Consider the following 20435-nt stretch of genomic DNA (forward strand, 5'->3'; position numbering starts at 1 on the left):
GATTCTTACCGAGGAATCTTATCTATCATATGGAGAAGTCCGGCGGCACTTAATCCTTCTCCACAAGGAACAAGGGCATCTGGTTCGAGTTGGCGGAGAAGAAGCTGCGCATTGTGGTAGGCTTTATCCGCTTTATCAAATTGTTTTTCTTGTCGGTACAAATTCCCTAATTCGAATAATGCCAAAATGAAATTTGAATCGATATAGAGCGCCTTTTTCAAATTGGCTTTGGCGTCGTCGAATTTATTGTGTTCCATCTGAATGCTCGCCAAAAGAAAGCGAAGATACGGCGAGAGCTTATCACGCTTCACAGCGAGTTCTCCCCAGTGCTCAGCCGCATCGAGATCCCTCATGTTGGCACAAGCTTGGGCCAATAATCCCAGAAACTGACCGTCCAAATCCTTGTGCGGTTTGAGGTCTTCTTCCAAAATTCTGCGGACTTCTGGGTACCGCTTCGCAGTAAAGGCCTCTCGTGCGTGTTTGGTGAGCTGCTTAATGTTTTCGTGGTGCGAAACCGGTGCAATGGGACTGGGAAGTATTGGGGAAGGTTTTTGAGGAAGAGAAGCCTTTTTGACGCAAGCAATAGAAGAAATGGTTTTGGTTGGAAGGAAAACAGGTGTTTCGGGAAGCGCCTGGGTTTTGACATAAACCATGGTTTGCGCTGCTGCTTTGGCAAAGAACAACCCCGATGAGGTCGCAAGTGTTCCTTCAGAAGCGCTTAATGCGAGAAATCCACGGTTTGTAAGACATGCGTGGAATCGTTTGATCACTTCGTTGCGGACTGATTCGACAAAATACATAAGGACATTGCGGCAAAAAATGACATCAATATTCGATGTATTCGGGTTCGAAGAAGGATACGGATCAAGCGCAAGGTTGAGTCTTGCGAATTGAACCATTGATGCAATGTCTTGGCGGAGTCGTCGTGAATCATCGGATTGGGACGTAAAATATTTTGATGTCACCCATTCCGGAGTCCCGCGAAAGGACCATTTTCGATAAACTCTTTTACGGGCAGCTTGCAGGGAAAGTGGATTGATATCTGTTGCCAGAATAGACACCTTGGGACCACCGCGCTCCTTGATAATGGTATGCGCTGTGATGGCCAGCGAATAGGCTTCTTCACCACTGGAACAGCCAGCACTCCAGAGGCGGATGGTGTCGGAGACGGGGCTCGTTTTCAACAATTGGGCAACGGCATTCAGTGCGCGAGACTCACGAAAAAAATACGTTTCTCCATTGGTCAAATGGGAAGCGAGCATTTCAATACGTTCGGGGGTGTCACGTGTTCTGAGATACCATGTGATGAAATCGTCGGTTCGATCAAACCCGAAGGTGGATGCAGCCGCGCTGAGACCACGGATAAGTTCTCGTTCCCGCTCATCGAGAAAAGACAATCCAAGCTCGTTGGCAATATATTCCGTGAAGGTCTGCAACAGTTGGGGGGAGACCGTGTTGCCATATTGGGAAGCGGCAGTGCTCATAGCGAATCCGACATATCGTCGCGGTCTTCGATCTCTTCGGAGCGAGAAGCCTCGAAAGGTGATTCGATAATGGCATCGGCAACGGCTGCGCGTTCGTCTTCCGTCAGGAAAGAATCGGGGTCGCTGACAAATACGGTGATATCTCGAAAAGAAGACACGGAAACGACATCGTGATATCCTGGAATAAGATCTTCGGCCGCGATGACATTTTCGCTTTGAAGGAAATCTACATCAAGTACCGTGTCTGCAAGGACGAGAACTGGGCCATATTCTGCTTGAATTTCAAGAAAAGCCTGAGAAGTCCGAATCGGTGAGGGATCAAAACCAAGATGCACACCTGGATCGACGAGAGCGATCATTCGTCCATGGACATTAACAACGCCTAAAACTGTTTGTGGAGCATCAGGTAATGGTGTTGTTGCCACAGCTTGGTGTACTCGCCGGACCGAAGCAAGTGGGAGAGCAAGGATTCGATCCCGCACGACAAAGAAAAGATAGGTTTCAGCTGTGTTCATAATGGCCGCACCGTGGTTTCACGGTTCAGGCTCTGCCACAAGCCTTTGTTCCGTCTTTCACGCTGTGTTTTGTTGCCATTACCGTTTTTGGGGAACAAAGAAAACTGTTTTGCCGTACCGAAATCGGTCGGGGGAATCTGGAGGAATGTGGTGCGTATCGTGATAAGCTGTTTCTTGGTGTGCGCATGGGGAGGAACTGCTTTGGCGATGTCGCTTCTTGACGATATGACACAACCGGTTATTGAGCAGGCTACATCCATCTATGACGTTGCGTGGTGGACCATGACGACCAGCATGGTAAGCGCGATTGCGTTCTGTCTCTTTGTACTGGCTTTTCTTGTTTTTGGATTACGAACCAACAATATTGAAAATGTACTCCGTGTTTTCGGAGTTGTTTTTGTCATCTTTCTTCTTGTCGTTCTGGTATTGCTCCGAATGATCAATATGACGACCGACGGAATTCTTGGGGGCGTCTGTCTGCTTGCAGGATATTGGCTTGGGGGGATCCGTTCTAAACGAGATGAAAAACACTGATCATTGCACTGAAACAGAATCAAGAATGAAGTGCAATATAGGGAGCAATGAGGTATTTTGTGTTATTGAATTTGTCGTGAGGTGTACAATAATGGGATCATTTGGCTTCAGGGTAAGTTCCAGTTTCCCTGTGGAGATGGATTCCGTGGTAACGGGCAATAATGTCTCTTGGGTCACTTCTAGACCGGTCTCGGTATCGGGAACCAAGTGGGTGATAACGGCATTTCCATTGGCCAATCCATCCAATAGCAGGGTTTGATGTTCGAGCTCAGGTTCTAAGGCATCGTCCCACCAAATGACATAAACGGTTTTTTCCTCAATATGAGCTTGGTAGGTACGGATCGAATCGGGAGTATTAGGGAATGTGGCAGCCGTCACCGATGTCATATCGATATTCTCAAGTAGCGTATTGACATTGTGTAACGTGTAATAACTCAGCTTTTTCGCCCCTAATCCAAGATCGTCGCTTCCTAAACCATCATAGATGAGGCCGGTGTGGTCGAAATATGTATCATTTCCTAGAAAACCTTCCATTAAGCCCCAGGCAAGAAGGACAGTATCGAAGCCGCGGCTCGCTGCAGTGATTATGCGTTTGGCATAATCGGCAGCTTGCTGTCGCTCGGATTGGAAATCATAGAATGGTTCCTCGGGATCGCCGGAATAACTTCCCATTTCGGTGATGATGAAGCCCGTACCTTCCAAAAGGCCAAGCTCATCAAGAGTGGTCCGAATTGCCGTCACGATATCTTCACCTGTGCGACGGTCAAGAAAGCGATAGTCACCAATTGCATTACCATACCAATGTATATCGAACAGATCGAAGGGCTTCCCTTCCAGTTTTTGTAAAATGGGGACGTAATACGTATCGAATGTATGGATGTAATTAAATGGGTCGCCTGTAACGCCACCAATGGCGACATTACACTCCGCACACGCCTGCTTTATGGCCTCATACGTGATGGTAAGCAATTTATCGTAATCAGCACGGACATTTTGCGGCAATCCCGGTTCATTGGCCACCTGCCAATTTTTAATCTTGGCGACAACATCCGGTGCATCATCAATGCCGTCTCCATCATATCGTTCGACAACGGCCGAGACAAAACGAGAATATGCCTCCTGATCCACCGGCAGCCACGAGTCCGTTTCAGTCCACTGCGAGAAGGAGTTTCCGTCCGGTGCAATATTGGCAATGACTGACATGGAGTCAGGAATTGCTCCATATTCGGCATCAAGCGCCTGGAAATTGAAAACAGGATTCTCCAAGGAGACTTGGACGAGACTCCAAAATGCATAGAGACCGGGACGAGTCCAACCGACTCTCGCTTCCTGTGCATCACTGTATCCGTTATGCTCGTACTCTGATTTGTTGACCGATGCTTGATGAACTCCAAATGGGGAAGCAGCAATGATTTTGTCTGGCAACATACAGCCAATGAAAATGGTCATGACGAGTGCCATACAAACACGTTTGATATGTTGGTATCGGCGGAAGTCTGGGATTGGGACGTATTTGAGGCTATACTGCATTGGTGATGTGTCCCGGAATGCGAGCACTCCATATTGTTACGGATAAGATCAAACTTGCGAGCATTGAATATTGAAGCCAAAGATCACTCTAGCCTCGTTTCTTTCTCGCGTTATTCGGTGCTGTCAGGTGCTCTGTTTTCTTGCTCAATCTGCTTTAAAAAAGCAGTTTCCGCTTCGTCGAGTCGCTTTTTGAATTGATCATAAAATGCGTTGATATTTTCTGTTTCACGTTGTCGGGCTGTTCTTTCCAAATCGAGTGCGGCTTGTCTGCACAGTTCGGCACCAAGCGATGCACAATTGCCTTTTGTGGAATGGGCCAACCGTGTCAGGACATCCCAATCAAGTTCGGAAAATGCACTTTCGAATTGTGGCCGTTTTTCCTTGATGTCTATAAGGAAGGCTTCTCGAATATCATTATAGAGATCTTTATCGTCGCCTAACCTGGAAAGCGCGGCATTGTAATCAGATAAAGCATCTTCCTGTGCAGGCAAGAGCGATTTCGATTGAGTTATTGGCGTACCTTTGGGGATTTCTCCCAACATATGCGCAAGTTCCATGTATTCGACAGGTTTCGCGAGAAAGTCATTCATACCAGCACTCAGACATTGATCTCTATAGCTTGAAAAGGCATGGGCTGTCATGGCAACAATGGGAATGTTTTTGAGCTTTTCACCAACGTCACCGCGCCGTATGCGATGCGTGGCGTTCAGCCCGTCCATTTCCGGCATTTCAAGATCCATAAGGACAAGATCGTAATGCGAGCAAGACAGTTTATGTAAGCCTTCGAATCCCGAACTTGCTGTATCTGCGGTGTGGCCGAGTCTGGTGATTAATGCCTGACCGACTTTCAAATTGACCTTGTTATCGTCTATAATCAAGATTTTTTTGGGAACGGCATCATTAAAAAGAACACGCGATTTCAGTGGAGATCGTTGCTCTGAACTTGGTTCGCAACCCATGGGAAAACAGGCATCGAAGGTAAAGGTGGAGCCAATCCACGGACGGCTTGTGACCAAAATGGTTCCGCCCATCATTTCTGCAAGGTGTTTACTGATGCTGAGTCCCAAACCTGTACCACCTGCACTTCGTTCGTGTGTGCAACAAGCCTGTCCAAAGGTATCGAAGATGGATTGTTGTTCTAAGAGGGAGATGCCGATTCCCGTATCACTGATTTGGAATTGTAATTGAACGGAATCGCTGTGAATGTTGGTTGCTCTGACAAAAATATCAACAGAGCCGACATGCGTGAATTTAACGGCATTGCCAGCAAGATTGACCAGAATTTGTCGAATTCGGTGTGCATCGCCTAAAACATATTTCGGAACATTCTCGTCGATAACGACAGTGAATTGGATATCCTTTTTACATGCTTGAAACTCAAGAGGTTTCAGTGCGGAATGGATCATTTCCCGAACGTCGAAGTCTTCGATATCGAGAACAAGCTTATTGGCCTCGATTTTGGAAAGGTCGAGAACATCATTAATAATAAGAAGTAAATGATCAGAGGAGTCACGTACATTGAGGAGATAGTCGCGGACGGTTTCGTCAATATCCATATGCAACACCAAGTCTGTTAACCCGACAATGGCGTTCATAGGCGTACGGATTTCATGACTCATTCTGGCAAGAAAATCGCTTTTGGCTTTATTGGCTTGTTCTGCAGCGTCCCTGGCTCTGATGAGTTCGTCTTCTATTTTTTTTCTCTGTTCAATATCGAGAATAAGGATCTGAATTTCATCGGTGCTGATGCGTTTAACGCTTAAAGCGATAGGTCGATGCCTTCCATCTGGTCGACAATAGTCGATCTCGAAACGCGCGGGAACACCGACAAGAACGGCGTCTATTGTAAAATTATCTTTGTTTTCCAGAGGCTGAAGAAAGAGTTCTCTTCCATCGCAATGAGATTCATTTGCCAGATCGATTCCAAGAATGCGTTTTGCTCGTTCATTGGCGTCGGTGATGATAAAATTTTTATTCGTTATGACGATACCTTCCACCGATTGCTCGTAGAGAATGCGGTAACGTTCTTCATTTTTTCGCAATGCTTCTTCAGCTTGATGCCGTTCCACGGCAAAAGCGAACATCCCGGTGAGCTGACGAACAATGTGGATATCATTTTCCGAATATGGCGACGGTGCATTGGCGAGGGCGACCAATCCCAATAACTTGCCTGCCACAGTCGCCGGAGCAATGAGAATACGATCGATCGGTACATGGCCTTTTGGTAAACCGCTCACATCTGGATGATCTAAAGGATGCTCCTGGGCATATGTTTTGTGTTCGACCATAGCGGAACCCCAAATAGGGTGTGTTGCGACGTCGGGCTCCTGGACGGATAAACATATGCTGCGTTGTGATAACGTACACAACCCTTTCGTGGCGGGTGAAATGGTATGGCCAATAAGTGTACCGTCTTCACCGTCGGTTTTTGCCACGAAACCAAATGAAGATCCCGTCAGTTTCAGGCACGTATTGAGGACAACATCAATAAGATCATCCAAAATAAAGCGGCTGCTGAAAATAACATCTGAAATCTCAGCAATGGCGGATTTAAAAGCCACTTCCCGCTGAAGTTCCAATTGTGCCAATCGGCGTTGCTCGATTTCTTTTTTGAGCTGATCATTGGCGCGCTGCAATTCCTCCGTACGTTTATCGACTTCTTCCTGCAAATGATCTTGGTAAGATTCAAGCATACGCCGATGCGCATGACGTTCGGTGATGTCATCGACGGCAATGGAAATATAGTCCTCGCCTTTAAAGGAGAAGAGATTCAGATGAAGTTCGACGGGAAAGACGTATTCCATTCGTGTCGTGTGAATGCTTTCCAGCGTCTTATGGCGTTTTTTCTTGAGTTGCTTCCAGATCGAATCCCACCACTGCGACAGTGTCCCAATGTCGATATCGTCAATACTTGTATCGAGAAACCATCTTCGATCATATCCGTATGTCTGGGTTGCCGCTGTATTGACATATTGGAACGTTTTATCCGGGCGAAGGAGCATTATGGGAGCGCGGGTATTTTCAAATGTCAGCAAGAGCAGATAATACTCGTCTTCAATTCTGTTTTTGGCGGAAATATCGATAACGAGTCCGCGAAAATGATCTATATTTCCTTTTGGATCGGTGACGGAAGTAATCGTAAGCGCTAACCATGCGGTGGAGCCGTTTCGTCGACGAAATTCTATCTCCACATTTTGTATGAGACCGTCACGTTCCAACCGGCGGAGAATTTCTTGTCGTGGAAGAGGGCCAACATAGCATGCACTGATGTCTTTGACTTCATCGAAGACTTGTTGTGGAGTGTCATACTGGAGCATATTGGCAAACGCTGTATTGATTTCCAAAAATTGCCCACCGACAGACGTTTTGAACACCCCTATGGAGCTGTTTTTCATCAGCTCCAGAAACACATCGGGCGAAGATTTTGGAGAAAAAGCGCGCCCGACGGCAATGATGTTTCCGTTATGATTGAGGCTCCCTCCTCTCCAGGTAATCCAATTTACGCCATTTCTTCCAATAAAACGGTGAAGAAAATCGACTGGACCTGTGCTTTGAGCAACCTGCTTCAAGGCGACTTGTACACTGTATTTTTCATCAGAATGGACAAAATCAAGAAGGGATTTTCCAACAATCTCATTCCGTGAGTAGCCAGTCAGATAGAGAAATGGTTCATTGAAACGGCAGCATGTTCCGTTTGCGTCGAGGATGAGAACGCATTCTTGTAATGACGACGTGAGATGGAGTCGATCTTCGTGAGAAATGAGTGTTTCAAACGAAGAAATATCTGATTGCTGTGTATTGACTTTCATATCAGGGACAAAATCGTTTTGCAGGGTTGCGATACCGGCAATGACGCATCAATGTCGTGAATTGTGCTCACTCTTCTCTCCCTCTTTGCCAGATCTTCATCGTGTTGTGTTGAGAACTCGATCGCAACGAGCAATTGAGTTTGGAATCGAAATGGCAGTTCATGAAACATCATGCGGCAAAAGGGAAAGATATTACACCGTCGACCGATTAGGTATCTTGAACTCAGCGATGTTTTATGATGGGGACTTTTTGAATGATTTTCTCATAATACACTTGGTCTTTTTCAAAATTGACCGCACGGCCATAACGAATATTGAACTGTGTGATCATGATGTTTAATTTTTGGATTTGGCGATATCGTTCTCGTTCGTCTTGGCAGTTCGACAACAAGTCCATCATGGTTATGATTTCTTTTTCTTCCTGGATTTCCGGCGGTGCGTGTCCAGAGTTTTTCAGTATTTTATACGCCATGCGCAAATCTTCAGGAACCATAGAGTCATCGTCGTAGCTCAACGGTTTGCCTTGCCCTTCAAGATTATAGAAGTCCCCATTCTCCATGGATTGGCGGATACGTTCTTCAGCAATGTCGGCAAAAGCTTTCAACATACATCCCCACATATCTGAACGCAGTATTTCCAGGAAAATTATACTTTGATTTTTGTTACGGCAAGGGGACTTCTATTAAAAAAAAGAGACAACACGGTTACATTACGTAAAAGCATTGTAGAATGAGGGGGATATACGAGAAATTAAAATAATCGAGCGGCATCTGAAAAAACAAGACAGCGGAAAATTCATCAGTATTGTCACGAATTCTATAATAAAAAGAACTGGTACGTGGTAGATACATTCTATGGATCGGGATAATTATTTCAAGGTTGACATACATGATTTTGTTACAATTACAAATCGTCTGATATTTCCTGTGTCATTGCATGCGCGAAAGAGTTTGCTGCATTTGTTGTCGCTTTGTTTAGGGCTTGTCGTGCAGATTCGGCGATATCTACCGGATTAAGGGCACGAACGGGAACGCGTACATCGACGTCGTCTGCCATCAACCATGTCGTCCCGCGCTTTGTATATACGTCGTAGTGAAATCGAACCTGAAAAAACAGGCTTGCTTCGGTATGAACAGCGAACGATTCTACACGTCCCGAAAGAACAAGATCGTGTGGCATGCTCGGTGAATAAGGAGTTCTGGCAAAAAATCCAGGTTGACAATTGAGTGCGGCAACCAGTGCACCCGTAATCATTTCGCTGGGCGACCCTTCCCAATACCATTCCAAACTCGGTGTATAAACGCCATGTTCACCAACTAAGACAGCTAAACGGTCGAGATAATCAAACACGGCGAAAGGCTTTACGGCAATCATGGTATCGTGTGCGGTGCGCGTCTGGATACATGGTGATTTGACGGCTTCGATACGAAGGAATTGTTGCACTCCGGGTTGACCAAAGCAGCCCGTTGTCAGAATGGAAAAGAGAATAGCAAGAAAGAGTCGTGTCATACCTGGCTCGTGTATCGTTCGTTTATTTGGGGGCAATGATAATTTCCCAAGGACGCTCACGAAGACGTTGCATAAGAAATTTTAGATCTCGTGTCGCTTTTTCGACATTCAATAAAATTGTCTCCACTTGCTCCTGATCAAAGGCAACACTTTCGTCGAGGGAGTTCACTAATTTTCCAGCATTATCGAGCTGTGTACGGAGTGAGGCCAAGGTTTTTTTGACGTCATTTTTTAGTTCGACAACGGAGTTGTCCATTATATCAAGGCTTCCGTCAACGCGATCACCCAGTGTATTTGCACGTAAAACCAAGTTGGAAAAATCTTGACGCACTGACACCACTGTCTGGGTAGCTTCATCTATCAATTTCGGAGCATTGGCCAGCGTTGTATTGAGATCTGCTGTATTGAGGCTCTCGACAAGGCTTTCGATTCCCTGCGCGATATTGACAAGCTTGGGTTTCAGTTCTTCAAAAAGCTGTCCGACTTCCGCAGCGAGCTGCTGCATACTGATAGATTCTTCGGCTGGGATAACGGCATCTTTGGTAAGTTTTTCTCCGGCATGACCACGGAGCTCAAGGTAGATATAATAATCGCCAACAAGGCCTTTTTGGGAGATGCTGGCTACCGTTCCTTGATAGAGTGGAAACCGTTCTTTGATGCCAATATCAACGCGTAATCGTCCAGGATTTGCAGGGTCGACAACAATGGATTCAATGCGTCCAACGGACAGGCCTCCATATTTGACGGGTTGCCCTGGCGTAAGATCTTTGACCGATTTGAAATAAATAGAATACGGAGTCAGCGTTTCCCAAAAGCGTAATCCACCGAGTACGACAATAAATGCAGACAACACAGCGATACCAAGTCCAAGCATAATCCACGCTTTGACATACATTTTTTTGCTTGATTGTGTCTGCATACGTTCTCCTTCTTGAAATCAATCCGATGAATATCTGGTCTGTGCATGATGCAGCGTTTTGTTTAACGCAATGTATCATTTGTGTTTTACAATTTGAAACGTGTGCTTTTTATGACGTCGTGTCGCGTGGCGATGCTTCTCGCGCAAGAAATTGTTTGAGAAATGGATCGTCACTCTTCACCATATTTTCTTTGGAACCCTCAAAAATTTTTTTTCCCTTATTCAGCATCACGACATGGTCAGCAATGGTGTGCAGACTGTCCAGGTCATGGGTGACAACGACGGTTGTCAACCCGAAGGCATCATTGAGATTGAGAATGAGTGCATCAAGCTCTGCTGCGGTTATGGGGTCGAGACCGGAGGTAGGCTCATCGCAAAGGAGGACGCGTGGATCGAGCACCATTGCCCGTGCCAATCCAGCGCGTTTACGCATCCCACCCGAAAGTTGACTTGGAAAGAAATCAATAAATTTTTCCAAACCGACTAAACTCAATTTCATGCGGACGACGATTTCAATTTCATTATCATTGAGTTCAGAGTGCTCACGCAGTGGGAGAGCAACGTTCTCTCCAAGTGTCAACGAACCGAGCAACGCCCCATCTTGAAAAAGGACTCCCATGCCTTGTTTATACCTGCGAAGAGCTGGAGGACTCGCATTGTAGATATCTGTTTCGCCGACAATGACATGTCCTGACTTAGGAGGAAGCAATCCCAAAATGGATTTGAGCATGGTGGATTTTCCACCTCCTGATCCGCCAAGAATGACGGACACTTTTCCGGCCGGCAACGTAGCACTAATATCGTTGAGAATAATTCGATCACCATATCCGACAGTGATATGTTCGAGGGTAATATCGGGAATAGTGAGGCGCCTGGAAGGCGTCGGTGAAGCAATGGGCTCTGACATAACAACGCCGCGTGATCCATTATTTTTTCACATGAAACATTTGTAAATGGCCGTCTAATATATTTCAAAAATTATCGTATGAGATATGACAGCCAAGTGAAAAACAGGTCCAAAACAATTATGAGGAATATGGCTTGGACAACAGCCTTGGTCGTTCGTTTTCCAACATCGGAGGCTCCTTCTCTTGCGAGAAATCCTTGCCAGCATCCGACAAGAGTGATGGTGGCGGAAAAACCGAGGCTTTTTACTATCCCGGAAAAAAAGTCGGTCAACTTAAGAAAAGTAGCCGTTTGTTCAAAATAGGCCTGCGGACTGAGTCCAAGAACGATTGCACTAAATGCTCCGCCTGAAAATATTCCGATGAAATCGGCCCATGCTGTCAACAGTGGTGTCATGATGAGCATGGCTATGAATTTCGGCCAGACGAGATATCGGACAACATCGATACCCATAACGTTAAGAGCATCGACTTCATCTGAGATGCTCATGGTTGCTATTTCAGCGGTGAACGCGGCTCCTGCGCGACCGGTCAAGATAATCGCGGTCAATAACGGACCGAGCTCCATGATGATGGTTACACCGACAAGATTGGCTACATAACTGAGAGCGCCAAAACGTTCGAGCTGAATAGCGGCCTGTAATGCCAGGATGATACCGGTGCAAGATGCAATAATGCTGACAATGGGGAGAGAGTCCGTTCCAATCCAGGCAAGATGACTCCACGTTTGTTTACGTAAATACACCTTGCTGGATTGAAAGATTGAAAAACAGCATTGCGACAAACTCAGGATGAGCCATGTCAGCGTTTCGAATTCGCGATGTAAGCGCTCGGAAAACATGCGCTATAACCCGAAAATACTGCCTATCTGAGTTAAGCTGAATATTTTTTCAACTTGAGGGGATACTTCGGTAATTTGGATTGTGCGATTTTTATCTTTTAATTTATTGCGCAATTCAATGAGTACAGCCAAGCCGGAGCTGTCTATGTATTGGAGTGGAGCCAGATCAAGCACAATATCGCCGTGTGTCCGGTTCAAAAAATCATGTAACTTTTCTCGGACTTGTGGACTTACGGAGAAATCAACTTCCCCACCGATGATAACACGATTCTCTTCAGGATATTCTTCCCACGTCCAAAATTCTTGTCCATTCTGATTGTCGTGATCCGACATAGTGGTTTCACCATGCTTTTGCGTTATATCATGACAGTGTTCGATGCGTCATATTGGGAACAAGCCAGGACGCAACGGTTGCTTCTGGAAATTCTTCGACGGCTTTGAACAAGTCGTGCGGAGCGACTGTCGCTGTCCCCACTTGCCCAACAACGATACCGGCAGCCAGGTTGGCAATGTAACTTGCGGTCAACAAATCCAAGCCTCCGGCTAAAGCCAATGACATGGTCGCAATGACAGTATCGCCAGCTCCAGTGACATCATAGACTTTTCTGGCGACCGCCGGAATGTGATAAATGGTATCTGGGGCAATAAAAAGCGCCATGCCCATACCACCCAATGTCATAAGTAAATGTTTGTTGCGGAACCGTTTGAAAAGCGCAAGTCCCGCACGAACAATATCTTGCTTTTCCCGAGGTGTCACACCAGATAATGCCGCTGTTTCCTTGGCGTTCGGTGTGATAATATCCACCTCTTCATAACAGTCGGCATTAACGGGTTTGGGATCAGTAAGAATATATGGTTTGGGTGTACGTTGAGCAACAGCGGAACGCAAGGCCGACATAAGTGCCGGAGTCACCAAGCCTTTGCCATAATCGGAGACAATGATGCCGTCGCAACGTGAAACCGCTTCAAGCATTGATTGCGTGAGACGGGTATTGGTTTCGGCATCAAGTTGTTCCCGAGACTCTCGATCGACACGAACAACTTGCTGATTTTGTGCAAGGATACGTGTTTTGATCGTTGTTGGTCGATAGGGGGACGTCTGGCAGGCACATTCTATGGCATTATCATGAAGCAATGCCGTGAGTGAGCGCCCTGCTTCGTCATCTCCACATACAGATACGAGCAGGGGGGTGCCACCAAGAGATTGTATGTTCTTGGCGACATTCCCCGCTCCCCCCAGCATAAATCGTTCATCACGAACGTTCACCACGGGAACCGGCGCTTCAGGAGAAATCCGTTCCACATCGCCGAAGACATACTGATCCAGCATGACATCGCCAAGGACAAGGATGGTTTTTCCTCTCATCGCATCGAGTGAAGTGCGCAGGCTTTCGGCATCAAGTTTTTGCATGGGGAGGTATCCTCAGTGGTGACGCGTCGAATCTATAAGGCTGATGCAAAGCCTTCTTCCGTTGGTTGTGTCGTAGAATCCGGAATAGGTTGTGCTAACGCCTGGGTATCGTTCTCGTCAGATGCGTGCGTATCGTTTTCCAAGGTCAGTGTATCCGACGAAGCTTCAGAAGCATTTGCATCGGATGGCTCTTCAAGAGATTCATCTATGAGCATCTCTGATGTTTCTGAGGCGTTTGCATCGTTGGCCTCATGCGGCTCGAGGACATTCGTCTCTGCATCATCAAGGGATTCATCAGAACTCCCCTCTTCGGCTTGCTGTAGTTCATATCCCCATTTGCTGAGCACAGTCATGAGCTCTTCAGCGCTTTTGTAGCTTATGGTGATGCTTCCTTTATCAGCAGTTCCACGGAATGAAACCGGAACACCAAAACCTGACTGGAGTGTTTTTGCTGTCACGCGCAATCGAACATCAGGTGCAGGACGCGATGGTTTCACCGGAGCCGTCACGGTTTCATTCTGCAAGCTGGCGGCAACTTCCGGCGGAAGTTCCTGTTTTTTGTTCCAGTTGGAAACGATTTTTTCGACTTGCCGTACCGACATATTTTCTTTGCGAATGAATGCCCAAATTGCTTCTCTGACCGTCGTATCCTCTACCGATAATAGCGATCGGGCATGACCAGCTGATAATCGTGCTGATGCGACATCTTCTTTGATTGCGTCAGGAAGCTGGAGCAAACGAATCGTGTTGGCAATCGCTGACCGACTCTTCCCGATTTTTTTGGACAGTTCTTCTTGGCTCAAAGAAAAACGGCTGATGAGTTCTTGTAAGCCCATAGCTTCTTCCATGGGATTGAGATCTTCGCGTTGCAGGTTTTCAATCAACGCAAGAGCGAGACTTTGTTCGTCGGTAACATTGCGTACAACAATAGGGATTTCTTCGAGCCCAGCCATTTGACTCGCTCGCCAACGCCGCTCCCCAGCGACGATTTCATATCGAACCGGATGAGCACCCCGTACTTCCCTGACGAGAACAGGTTGGAGTACGCCTTGTTCGCGAATCGACTCGGACAAATCATGCAACGCCTCTTTGGAAAACTCACGGCGCGGTTGGTTGGGGTTGGGCCGGATATGACCTAAAGGGGCTACTCGTACGGTGTCATTGGTTTGCCGGGCGGAAGAACTTCCCAATAATGCATCCAATCCACGTCCCAGTCCTTTGGAAACACCTGCCATGTTTTTTCTCCTTCACATTCCATGCGCAGTATATGCGCGTCATATATCTCGTAACTTGACAAGATGTGTCGTAACATTACCCTTTGACTCTCGAAAAGAAAAGGACCATATCCACGCGAAACGTGGTACCTATTTCAACGGTCAAAAGGAGATGCCATGGCCGATCAAAAGAATCATTTTCAACCTCTCTACGATGAGAAGCAAAAACTTCTTGGTATTGTCATTTCACCGGAGTTATGGATGGCGATTGAGAAAGAGGCCAATCCTATTTTCGATGCTGCTCTTGCCACATTGACAGGAAAATCTCCTGAAACAGTGGAAGAAGTACCCGAACCGATGAAGAATTTTGAGCAATTCAAAGAGTATTGGGATTTTGCTTATGAATTGCCGTATGACGTTCACTGCGATCAATGTGGTCAACAAACAGAAAACTGGCTTGAAGACGAGCCGCGAAAATTCAGATTGCGGAATGCCAACCTTGGTGGTCTCCTTTGTTTCACTTGTATGAAGTGTAATGCCAGTGTTGCCAAAAAGCATTTCAAGAAACACGTTGCGGTGGAGTGCACGCCACGAAAGACTTCATAGAGGTCAATATGGACAATTGGGTGCAACAATACGATTGAACTGTTGCGTATATATGACCACCGCCATGTAGGTTTATTATGTATAAAAAAGGGGAGCTCGGCTCCCCTTTTGTGTTTCACGTGAAACACAATCAGGCGCACGCCATAAAACCATCAACAACTTTGGGCTCGCGCGAAACCACTTCTTTGGCAAGAGACAAATAGGCTTCAGACCCTTTGGATTTGATATCGTGAGTAATAGCAGGCCGTCCAAAGCTAGGAGCCTCGGAGAGTCTAATGTTTCGTGGAATCAATGTCATGAAATGGTGGCGAGGAAAGCATTTCCACACTTCTCGTTTTACATGACGATTGAGTTTATTTCGTCCATCATACATGGTCAAAACAACACCAAGTAGATCAAGTCGAGGGTTGAAATTTTCTTTGACTGCTTCAAATGTACGGAGAAGTTGAGCGATTCCTTCCAAGGCATAGTATTCACATTGAAGAGGAACAAGAAGTTCAGTACCTGCACAAAGTGCATTCAATGTAACTAATCCAAGAGAAGGAGGACAATCGAGCAAGACGAAATCATACTCTTTTGCCACTGTCTCAGTTATACTGCGTAAGAAGTACTCTCTTCCCGGTTTATCTACCAATTCAATATCAGCCGCGACAAGATCTGGACTTGATGGTAATACATGTAAATAGGGTAATTCCGTTTCGTGAATTGCCAGATGGGCACGATTCGCGTCATACATTACATTATACAAGGTTTCCCTGATGACATCGCCATAAATACCTAAACCACTGGACGCATTCGCTTGAGGGTCACAGTCTATAATAAGGGTACGCTTTTCCATGACAGCCAAGGCAGCTCCAAGATTGACCGCCGTGGTTGTTTTTCCGACGCCGCCTTTTTGGTTGGCGACAATGATGATTCTGGTCATGAAACCCCCTCTTCCTCGTCTCTTCTCTACTCACAACGGGTTATTAATAAATGTTCAGTGTGAAAACTGCACCGTTGCAGTCACCTTGAATGAACTAGTCTCAACAAGCCTTATATTCACTCAAAGTGAGTATGCGTGCAAGGGATTTTTTAGAAAAAGCGAATATATCATAAAGAAAATGTGAGTAGAGCAAAAAAAAGCGCAATGTTTCACGTGAAACATTGCGCTTGAGTGGAAAAAACGTTCTTAATCTTTGAATGTGCGATGGCAGTATGTTTGTGCTTCATTCAATGATTCGATCAGCATGACAGCATCTTCAAGTTGCCCTTTCTTAACAGCTTGAAGAAATTCCGTGGCAAGGTGGGCGAAATCTTCGGCCTGGTCAACCCAGCCTTCGTCTGCCGTCATGTGCATCTGTGTTGTTAGGCGAACGAAAGTGTTTACCTCTGCAACTTCCGGCAATTGGTTGTCGTTAATTTTTGCGACGATGGCGTCGTATGCCTCTTGCAAATTTTGTTTCAGGGCCGTGAAATTCATTGCAACAATCCTGGATGGCTTCCTTGTATTCGAGTTTGAAATGTTGATCTCTTGTAAAAAAACCGCGGAAAATGTGTCAACTCTTTTATGCAGGTAAGAGTCATATCATATCATTCTTTACTGCATTTTCGTCATAATTTTATTTTTGGCTCTATGCTCCCCTCCTCCCCCCTCCTAAACAAGGTAGAAAATGTATCGCGAACACGTGATTGCACTTACACACCGTAGTAATCTCTGTACCAATCAACAAATGCTTGAATGCCTTTTTCCAAAGGAGTGGACGGAGAAAAACCGACATTCTCAATGAGGGCATCCACATTTGCATAGGTGGCTTCCACATCCCCCGGTTGTATTGGCAAATAATTTTTTTGAGCCTTCATGCCGAGGCATGATTCAATGACTTCGATAAAATGTCCGAGTTCAACTGTGTTGTGATTTCCAATATTATACAGCCGGTAAGGTGCAGGACTTGTACTTGGATCGGGATGACTGGCGTCCCAATTCGGGTTCGGTTGCGCCGGTTGAGCAAGAACACGAATGATGCCTTCAACAATGTCATCAATATATGTGAAGTCACGACGCATTTTGCCGTTATTGAATACAGTGATGGGTTTGTTTTCCAAAATAGCGCGGGTAAAAAGAAACAACGCCATATCTGGTCTCCCCCACGGGCCATACACGGTAAAAAAACGTAAACCGGTACACGGGAGTCTGTACAGATGGCTGTATGTATGGGCAATCAACTCATTTGACTTTTTGGTTGCTGCGTAAAGACTAATAGGGTGATCCACATTGTCATGCACGCTAAATGGCATGGAGGTGTTCAAACCGTATACCGAACTTGATGAAGCATATGTGAAGTGCTTCACTGCACATCGTTTTGCATTTTCCAAAATATTGAAAAAACCGATTATGTTCGCATCAATGTAGGCTTGTGGATTTTCAAGACTGTATCGGACACCAGGCTGTGCAGCCAAGTGTATCACGTTGTCGACGCCATGCATGTCGAAAAGATTTGATACGGCTTCCATAGAGGTCATGTCGGCTTCTACAAGACGAAAACCGCTATGTGAGCGCAGTCGCTCTGCCCTCGCTTTTTTTAAACTTGGGTCGTAATAGTCGTTGAAGTTATCGAGCCCTACAACGTCTTGTCCATCAGCAAGAAGCCTGGATGAAACATGATATCCAATAAAGCCGGCCGCTCCGGTAACGAGAATACTCATGATATTGTCCTTTACTCAATGTGAAGTGTTTGCATAAGGAAAGACGTCGTATGGGTCAATGCCAAGAAAAGCATATATAATAAGACCGTTTTCCCTTCGCCTTTCTTCTTTGGACAATTCCAAACTCTGAACAAGCCAGCTTCTGAAAACAATATGCTTCTCTGTGACCATCTCACAATACAGGTCATAGAGTTGAAATGTGCAATGCTCATCCGTGGTTTATTTACCGGTTGTTTCCTTCACGCCATTGAGCACTCCCCGAAAAAGGTCAAGTGGGATGGGAAGAATGGTCGAAGATGATGTTTCCGCAGCCATTTCTTTCATGGTTTGTAGATATCGCAATTGCAATGCTTCAGGATGGCGGCTGATGATTTCAGCAGCATCTGCCAGTTTGGCAGCCGCTTGGTACTCCCCTTCCGCACCGATCACTTTCGCTCTCCGCTCACGTTCCGCCTCGGCTTGTCTGGCCATGGCGCGTTGCATATCTTGTGGTAAGTCAATGTATTTGACCTCAACATTACTGACTTTTACTCCCCAAGGGTCCGTGTGGAGATCGAGAATCGTCTGGATTTGCTCGTTGACTTCTTCGCGGTGGGATAAAATTTCATCAAGTTCAACGCCACCGCAAACACTACGTAAGGTTGTTTGGGCGAGTTGTGAGGTGGCATACATGTAATCTTCCACCGTCAGAATAGCTTTGCTTGGATCGATGACTCGAAAGTAGACTACAGCATTGACTTTGATGCTGACGTTGTCTTTGGTAATGACATCTTGATTTGGCACATCCATGGTCACAACGCGTAACGATACCCGGGTCATACGATCAATGATGGGGATTAAAAAAATCAGGCCCGGTCCCTTGGCTTCGATAATACGCCCCAATCTGAAAACAACGGCGCGCTCGTATTCGTTGAGGACTTTGAGAGAAACAAAAAGCAGAATAAGAATAACAATAAACAGTGGAGCAAATGTCATCATGACGAGTTCCTCTGCCTCGAGGGCGTTAAGGGTGTTCGGCGTGCTGCAACGTGATTGAGTTTGTATCGGTCGCCGGTTCGACATCAAGTACAAGCCCGTTGACGCGAACGACACGGACATAACTTCCGTTGGTGAGATCCGACGTCTTAAGGAAGTGCGCTTTCCACAATTCTCCGGCAACAAAGACTTTCCCTGAATCTCCGTCAATTTTTCGAATTTCAGCCCGAGCCCCAATGAGGCCTTCTGTCCCGAGTTGTGGTTTTCGCCTGAACGCTCGAGCAGCGAGAGTGGCTATGGAAAGAAGTATAATGGCCATGCCGCTGACTGTAACAATGATGGTTGATAAAGGAATCGTTGACATCCCCTCCCCTGTTCGGAAGAGGAGTAAAGAGCCGAGAAATAATCCGATGAGTCCTGCCAAGCTCAGGAGGCCGAAACTTGTTATGAAGAGCTCCAGAATGAAAAGCACAACTGCAAAGACAATAAGCAGGAGTCCCGCGGCCGAAGTTGGCAAGATGGACATGGAATACAGACCAAGCACAAGACACAAACCTCCGATTACACCGGGAAGAACCGCACCAGGCGTAGCCAATTCAAAAAATAATCCAGCCATGCCGCCAAGTAAAAGAAAATAGGCTATTTGTGGGTCGAGCAACCACGACAACACACGGTAACGAAATCCTGGATCAACGTGTTCGATGGTCCAGGCGTTCTCATCGAAAGTGACCATGGTATTGTTGATAGGTACTCCTCGGCGTCCAAGTTGATTCATTAAATCCGTTTCCGATATCGCCAAGAGATCGACAATACGTTCCATAACGGCTTCCGAGGCTGTAACATTTTCGCTTTTGGTGACGGATGAAACATACCACTCAACATTACGTCCGCGATGCTTGGCCATACCACGAAGCAGGCTTGTAAAATCATTCTGAATTTTTTTTGCCATGGTTTCGCTGATATCTTCTCCGGAAGATGTCACCGGCGATGCAGATCCTAAAGTCGTTTGCGGGCTCATGGCTGCAATGTCGGCCGCTGCAACGAGAAACACACCGGCCGAAGCAGCTTGTGCACCGGCGGGACCGACCCAAACAGCAACGGGGACTGAGGCATTCAGGATTTGTTTGACCATATCCCGCATGGATGATGCCAATCCACCAGGAGTGTCGAGGCGGAGAAGAATCATGTCGGCGTGGCGCTCTTTGGCTAAAAGAAAAACCTTCTCCAACAGATCGACCTGCGCCGGAGTAATTGCTGCATCGATCGCACATTCAAGCACGTGAAATGTGTCTACTGTTGTTCGAGGTTTTTCAGATGTTGCGATGTCATGAGGAGCTTCAGCCGGTGCCGCTCTGGCCGAGACAGAAAGCAAAAGTGTGGAGAGGATAATGAAAAAGGACATCACCCGTATGGAGATGCGGAACGAAAACCTATCTGGTGTCGTATGCTCACATGGCATGCTGGCCTCGCTTGGCACGCCGTTTATCTGAAAGACTGG

General features: G+C 46.3%; 19 protein-coding genes. 2 read left to right on the forward strand and 17 right to left on the reverse strand.

Translation table 11 applies throughout. The features are described 5' to 3' along the window. Positions 1 to 5: 5 nt before the first annotated feature. A complete protein-coding gene (locus tag G451_RS0107695; protein ID WP_027183790.1) occupies positions 6 to 1484 on the reverse strand; it encodes a CheR family methyltransferase in 1479 nt (492 codons plus the stop codon). Beyond that, positions 1481 to 1999: a chemotaxis protein CheW gene (locus G451_RS0107700; protein ID WP_027183791.1), complete on the reverse strand. Its 519-nt coding sequence runs from the start codon at positions 1997 to 1999 to the stop codon at positions 1481 to 1483. Before G451_RS0107700 ends, G451_RS0107695 begins: the two co-directional genes overlap by 4 nt. A 150-nt stretch (positions 2000 to 2149) precedes the next feature. Here G451_RS0107700 and G451_RS0107705 point away from each other — a divergent pair, with 150 nt between their 5' ends. Next, complete coding sequence (locus G451_RS0107705) at positions 2150 to 2533, forward strand: hypothetical protein (protein WP_156921551.1); 384 nt, start codon at positions 2150 to 2152, stop codon at positions 2531 to 2533. Here G451_RS0107705 and G451_RS0107710 read toward each other — a convergent pair whose 3' ends face one another. The 10 genes from G451_RS0107710 to G451_RS28270 all read right to left on the reverse strand — a co-directional run bounded on the left by G451_RS0107710 (position 2534) and on the right by G451_RS28270 (position 14692). Next, positions 2534 to 3994, reverse strand: a complete 1461-nt coding sequence (locus tag G451_RS0107710; protein ID WP_169727840.1) for a hypothetical protein — start codon at positions 3992 to 3994, stop codon at positions 2534 to 2536. It abuts the gene before it with no gap. Between the two features lie 179 nt (positions 3995 to 4173). Next, on the reverse strand, positions 4174 to 7872 hold the full coding sequence (locus tag G451_RS32445; RefSeq protein ID WP_051261276.1) for a PAS domain S-box protein: 3699 nt from the start codon (positions 7870 to 7872) through the stop codon (positions 4174 to 4176). A 223-nt stretch (positions 7873 to 8095) separates the two neighbouring features. Next, positions 8096 to 8479, reverse strand: coding sequence for a DnaJ family domain-containing protein (locus G451_RS0107720; protein ID WP_027183794.1), 384 nt, complete (start codon positions 8477 to 8479; stop codon positions 8096 to 8098). A 296-nt stretch (positions 8480 to 8775) separates the two neighbouring features. Continuing rightward, positions 8776 to 9381: an ABC-type transport auxiliary lipoprotein family protein gene (locus G451_RS0107725; protein WP_027183795.1), complete on the reverse strand. Its 606-nt coding sequence runs from the start codon at positions 9379 to 9381 to the stop codon at positions 8776 to 8778. A 22-nt stretch (positions 9382 to 9403) separates the two neighbouring features. Beyond that, positions 9404 to 10300 carry an MlaD family protein gene (locus G451_RS0107730; RefSeq protein ID WP_027183796.1) on the reverse strand — a complete coding sequence of 299 codons (897 nt, stop codon included), beginning with the start codon at positions 10298 to 10300 and terminating at the stop codon, positions 9404 to 9406. 109 nt (positions 10301 to 10409) lie between these two features. Then, positions 10410 to 11207 (reverse strand): ABC transporter ATP-binding protein, encoded by a 798-nt coding sequence (locus G451_RS0107735; RefSeq protein WP_051261277.1) that lies wholly within the window; start codon positions 11205 to 11207, stop codon positions 10410 to 10412. A gap of 71 nt (positions 11208 to 11278) precedes the next feature. Next, the gene (locus G451_RS0107740; protein ID WP_027183798.1) at positions 11279 to 12046 is read right to left on the reverse strand and encodes an ABC transporter permease; all 768 of its coding nucleotides are present in this window, start codon (positions 12044 to 12046) and stop codon (positions 11279 to 11281) included. Between the two features lie 3 nt (positions 12047 to 12049). Next, positions 12050 to 12379, reverse strand: coding sequence for an STAS domain-containing protein (locus G451_RS0107745; protein ID WP_027183799.1), 330 nt, complete (start codon positions 12377 to 12379; stop codon positions 12050 to 12052). A 28-nt stretch (positions 12380 to 12407) separates the two neighbouring features. Further along, complete coding sequence (rfaE1, locus tag G451_RS28265; protein WP_051261278.1) at positions 12408 to 13457, reverse strand: D-glycero-beta-D-manno-heptose-7-phosphate kinase; 1050 nt, start codon at positions 13455 to 13457, stop codon at positions 12408 to 12410. 32 nt (positions 13458 to 13489) lie between these two features. Then, on the reverse strand, positions 13490 to 14692 hold the full coding sequence (locus tag G451_RS28270) for a ParB/RepB/Spo0J family partition protein (RefSeq protein WP_084448442.1): 1203 nt from the start codon (positions 14690 to 14692) through the stop codon (positions 13490 to 13492). A gap of 156 nt (positions 14693 to 14848) precedes the next feature. Between G451_RS28270 and G451_RS0107760 the strand changes: the two genes are divergently transcribed. Further along, positions 14849 to 15277 carry a hypothetical protein gene (locus G451_RS0107760; protein WP_027183800.1) on the forward strand — a complete coding sequence of 143 codons (429 nt, stop codon included), beginning with the start codon at positions 14849 to 14851 and terminating at the stop codon, positions 15275 to 15277. Positions 15278 to 15407: 130 nt separating this feature from the next. Here the strand turns inward: G451_RS0107760 and G451_RS0107765 are convergent, their stop codons facing one another. The 5 genes from G451_RS0107765 to G451_RS28275 all read right to left on the reverse strand — a co-directional run bounded on the left by G451_RS0107765 (position 15408) and on the right by G451_RS28275 (position 20396). Next, complete coding sequence (locus G451_RS0107765) at positions 15408 to 16202, reverse strand: ParA family protein (protein ID WP_027183801.1); 795 nt, start codon at positions 16200 to 16202, stop codon at positions 15408 to 15410. 246 nt (positions 16203 to 16448) lie between these two features. Continuing rightward, positions 16449 to 16739 carry a GAK system XXXCH domain-containing protein gene (locus G451_RS0107770; protein WP_027183802.1) on the reverse strand — a complete coding sequence of 97 codons (291 nt, stop codon included), beginning with the start codon at positions 16737 to 16739 and terminating at the stop codon, positions 16449 to 16451. Between the two features lie 215 nt (positions 16740 to 16954). Further along, positions 16955 to 17962: an NAD-dependent epimerase gene (locus G451_RS0107775; protein WP_027183803.1), complete on the reverse strand. Its 1008-nt coding sequence runs from the start codon at positions 17960 to 17962 to the stop codon at positions 16955 to 16957. 219 nt (positions 17963 to 18181) lie between these two features. After that, on the reverse strand, positions 18182 to 18940 hold the full coding sequence (locus G451_RS0107785) for a slipin family protein (RefSeq protein ID WP_034641337.1): 759 nt from the start codon (positions 18938 to 18940) through the stop codon (positions 18182 to 18184). 25 nt (positions 18941 to 18965) lie between these two features. Then, complete coding sequence (locus tag G451_RS28275) at positions 18966 to 20396, reverse strand: NfeD family protein (protein WP_245587790.1); 1431 nt, start codon at positions 20394 to 20396, stop codon at positions 18966 to 18968. Between the last annotated feature and the right edge of the window lie 39 nt (positions 20397 to 20435).

Source organism: Desulfovibrio inopinatus DSM 10711 (genome assembly GCF_000429305.1).
GTDB lineage: Bacteria > Desulfobacterota > Desulfovibrionia > Desulfovibrionales > Desulfovibrionaceae > Alteridesulfovibrio > Alteridesulfovibrio inopinatus.

Bases quoted from the DNA above. Each gene is read 5' to 3' on its own strand.
- G451_RS0107700 (WP_027183791.1), bottom strand. From the start codon at position 1,999: ATGAACACAGCTGAAACCTATCTTTTCTTTGTCGTGCGGGATCGAATC.
- G451_RS28275 (WP_245587790.1), bottom strand. From the start codon at position 20,396: ATGCCATGTGAGCATACGACACCAGATAGGTTTTCGTTCCGCATCTCC.
- G451_RS28270 (WP_084448442.1), bottom strand. From the start codon at position 14,692: ATGGCAGGTGTTTCCAAAGGACTGGGACGTGGATTGGATGCATTATTG.
- G451_RS0107730 (WP_027183796.1), bottom strand. From the start codon at position 10,300: ATGCAGACACAATCAAGCAAAAAAATGTATGTCAAAGCGTGGATTATG.
- G451_RS0107720 (WP_027183794.1), bottom strand. From the start codon at position 8,479: ATGTTGAAAGCTTTTGCCGACATTGCTGAAGAACGTATCCGCCAATCC.
- G451_RS0107735 (WP_051261277.1), bottom strand. From the start codon at position 11,207: ATGTCAGAGCCCATTGCTTCACCGACGCCTTCCAGGCGCCTCACTATT.
- G451_RS0107745 (WP_027183799.1), bottom strand. From the start codon at position 12,379: ATGTCGGATCACGACAATCAGAATGGACAAGAATTTTGGACGTGGGAA.
- G451_RS0107765 (WP_027183801.1), bottom strand. From the start codon at position 16,202: ATGACCAGAATCATCATTGTCGCCAACCAAAAAGGCGGCGTCGGAAAA.
- G451_RS0107725 (WP_027183795.1), bottom strand. From the start codon at position 9,381: ATGACACGACTCTTTCTTGCTATTCTCTTTTCCATTCTGACAACGGGC.
- G451_RS0107785 (WP_034641337.1), bottom strand. From the start codon at position 18,940: ATGATGACATTTGCTCCACTGTTTATTGTTATTCTTATTCTGCTTTTT.
- G451_RS32445 (WP_051261276.1), bottom strand. From the start codon at position 7,872: ATGAAAGTCAATACACAGCAATCAGATATTTCTTCGTTTGAAACACTC.
- G451_RS0107695 (WP_027183790.1), bottom strand. From the start codon at position 1,484: ATGAGCACTGCCGCTTCCCAATATGGCAACACGGTCTCCCCCCAACTG.
- rfaE1 (WP_051261278.1), bottom strand. From the start codon at position 13,457: ATGCAAAAACTTGATGCCGAAAGCCTGCGCACTTCACTCGATGCGATG.
- G451_RS0107710 (WP_169727840.1), bottom strand. From the start codon at position 3,994: ATGGCACTCGTCATGACCATTTTCATTGGCTGTATGTTGCCAGACAAA.
- G451_RS0107775 (WP_027183803.1), bottom strand. From the start codon at position 17,962: ATGAGTATTCTCGTTACCGGAGCGGCCGGCTTTATTGGATATCATGTT.
- G451_RS0107760 (WP_027183800.1), top strand. From the start codon at position 14,849: ATGGCCGATCAAAAGAATCATTTTCAACCTCTCTACGATGAGAAGCAA.
- G451_RS0107740 (WP_027183798.1), bottom strand. From the start codon at position 12,046: ATGTTTTCCGAGCGCTTACATCGCGAATTCGAAACGCTGACATGGCTC.
- G451_RS0107770 (WP_027183802.1), bottom strand. From the start codon at position 16,739: ATGAATTTCACGGCCCTGAAACAAAATTTGCAAGAGGCATACGACGCC.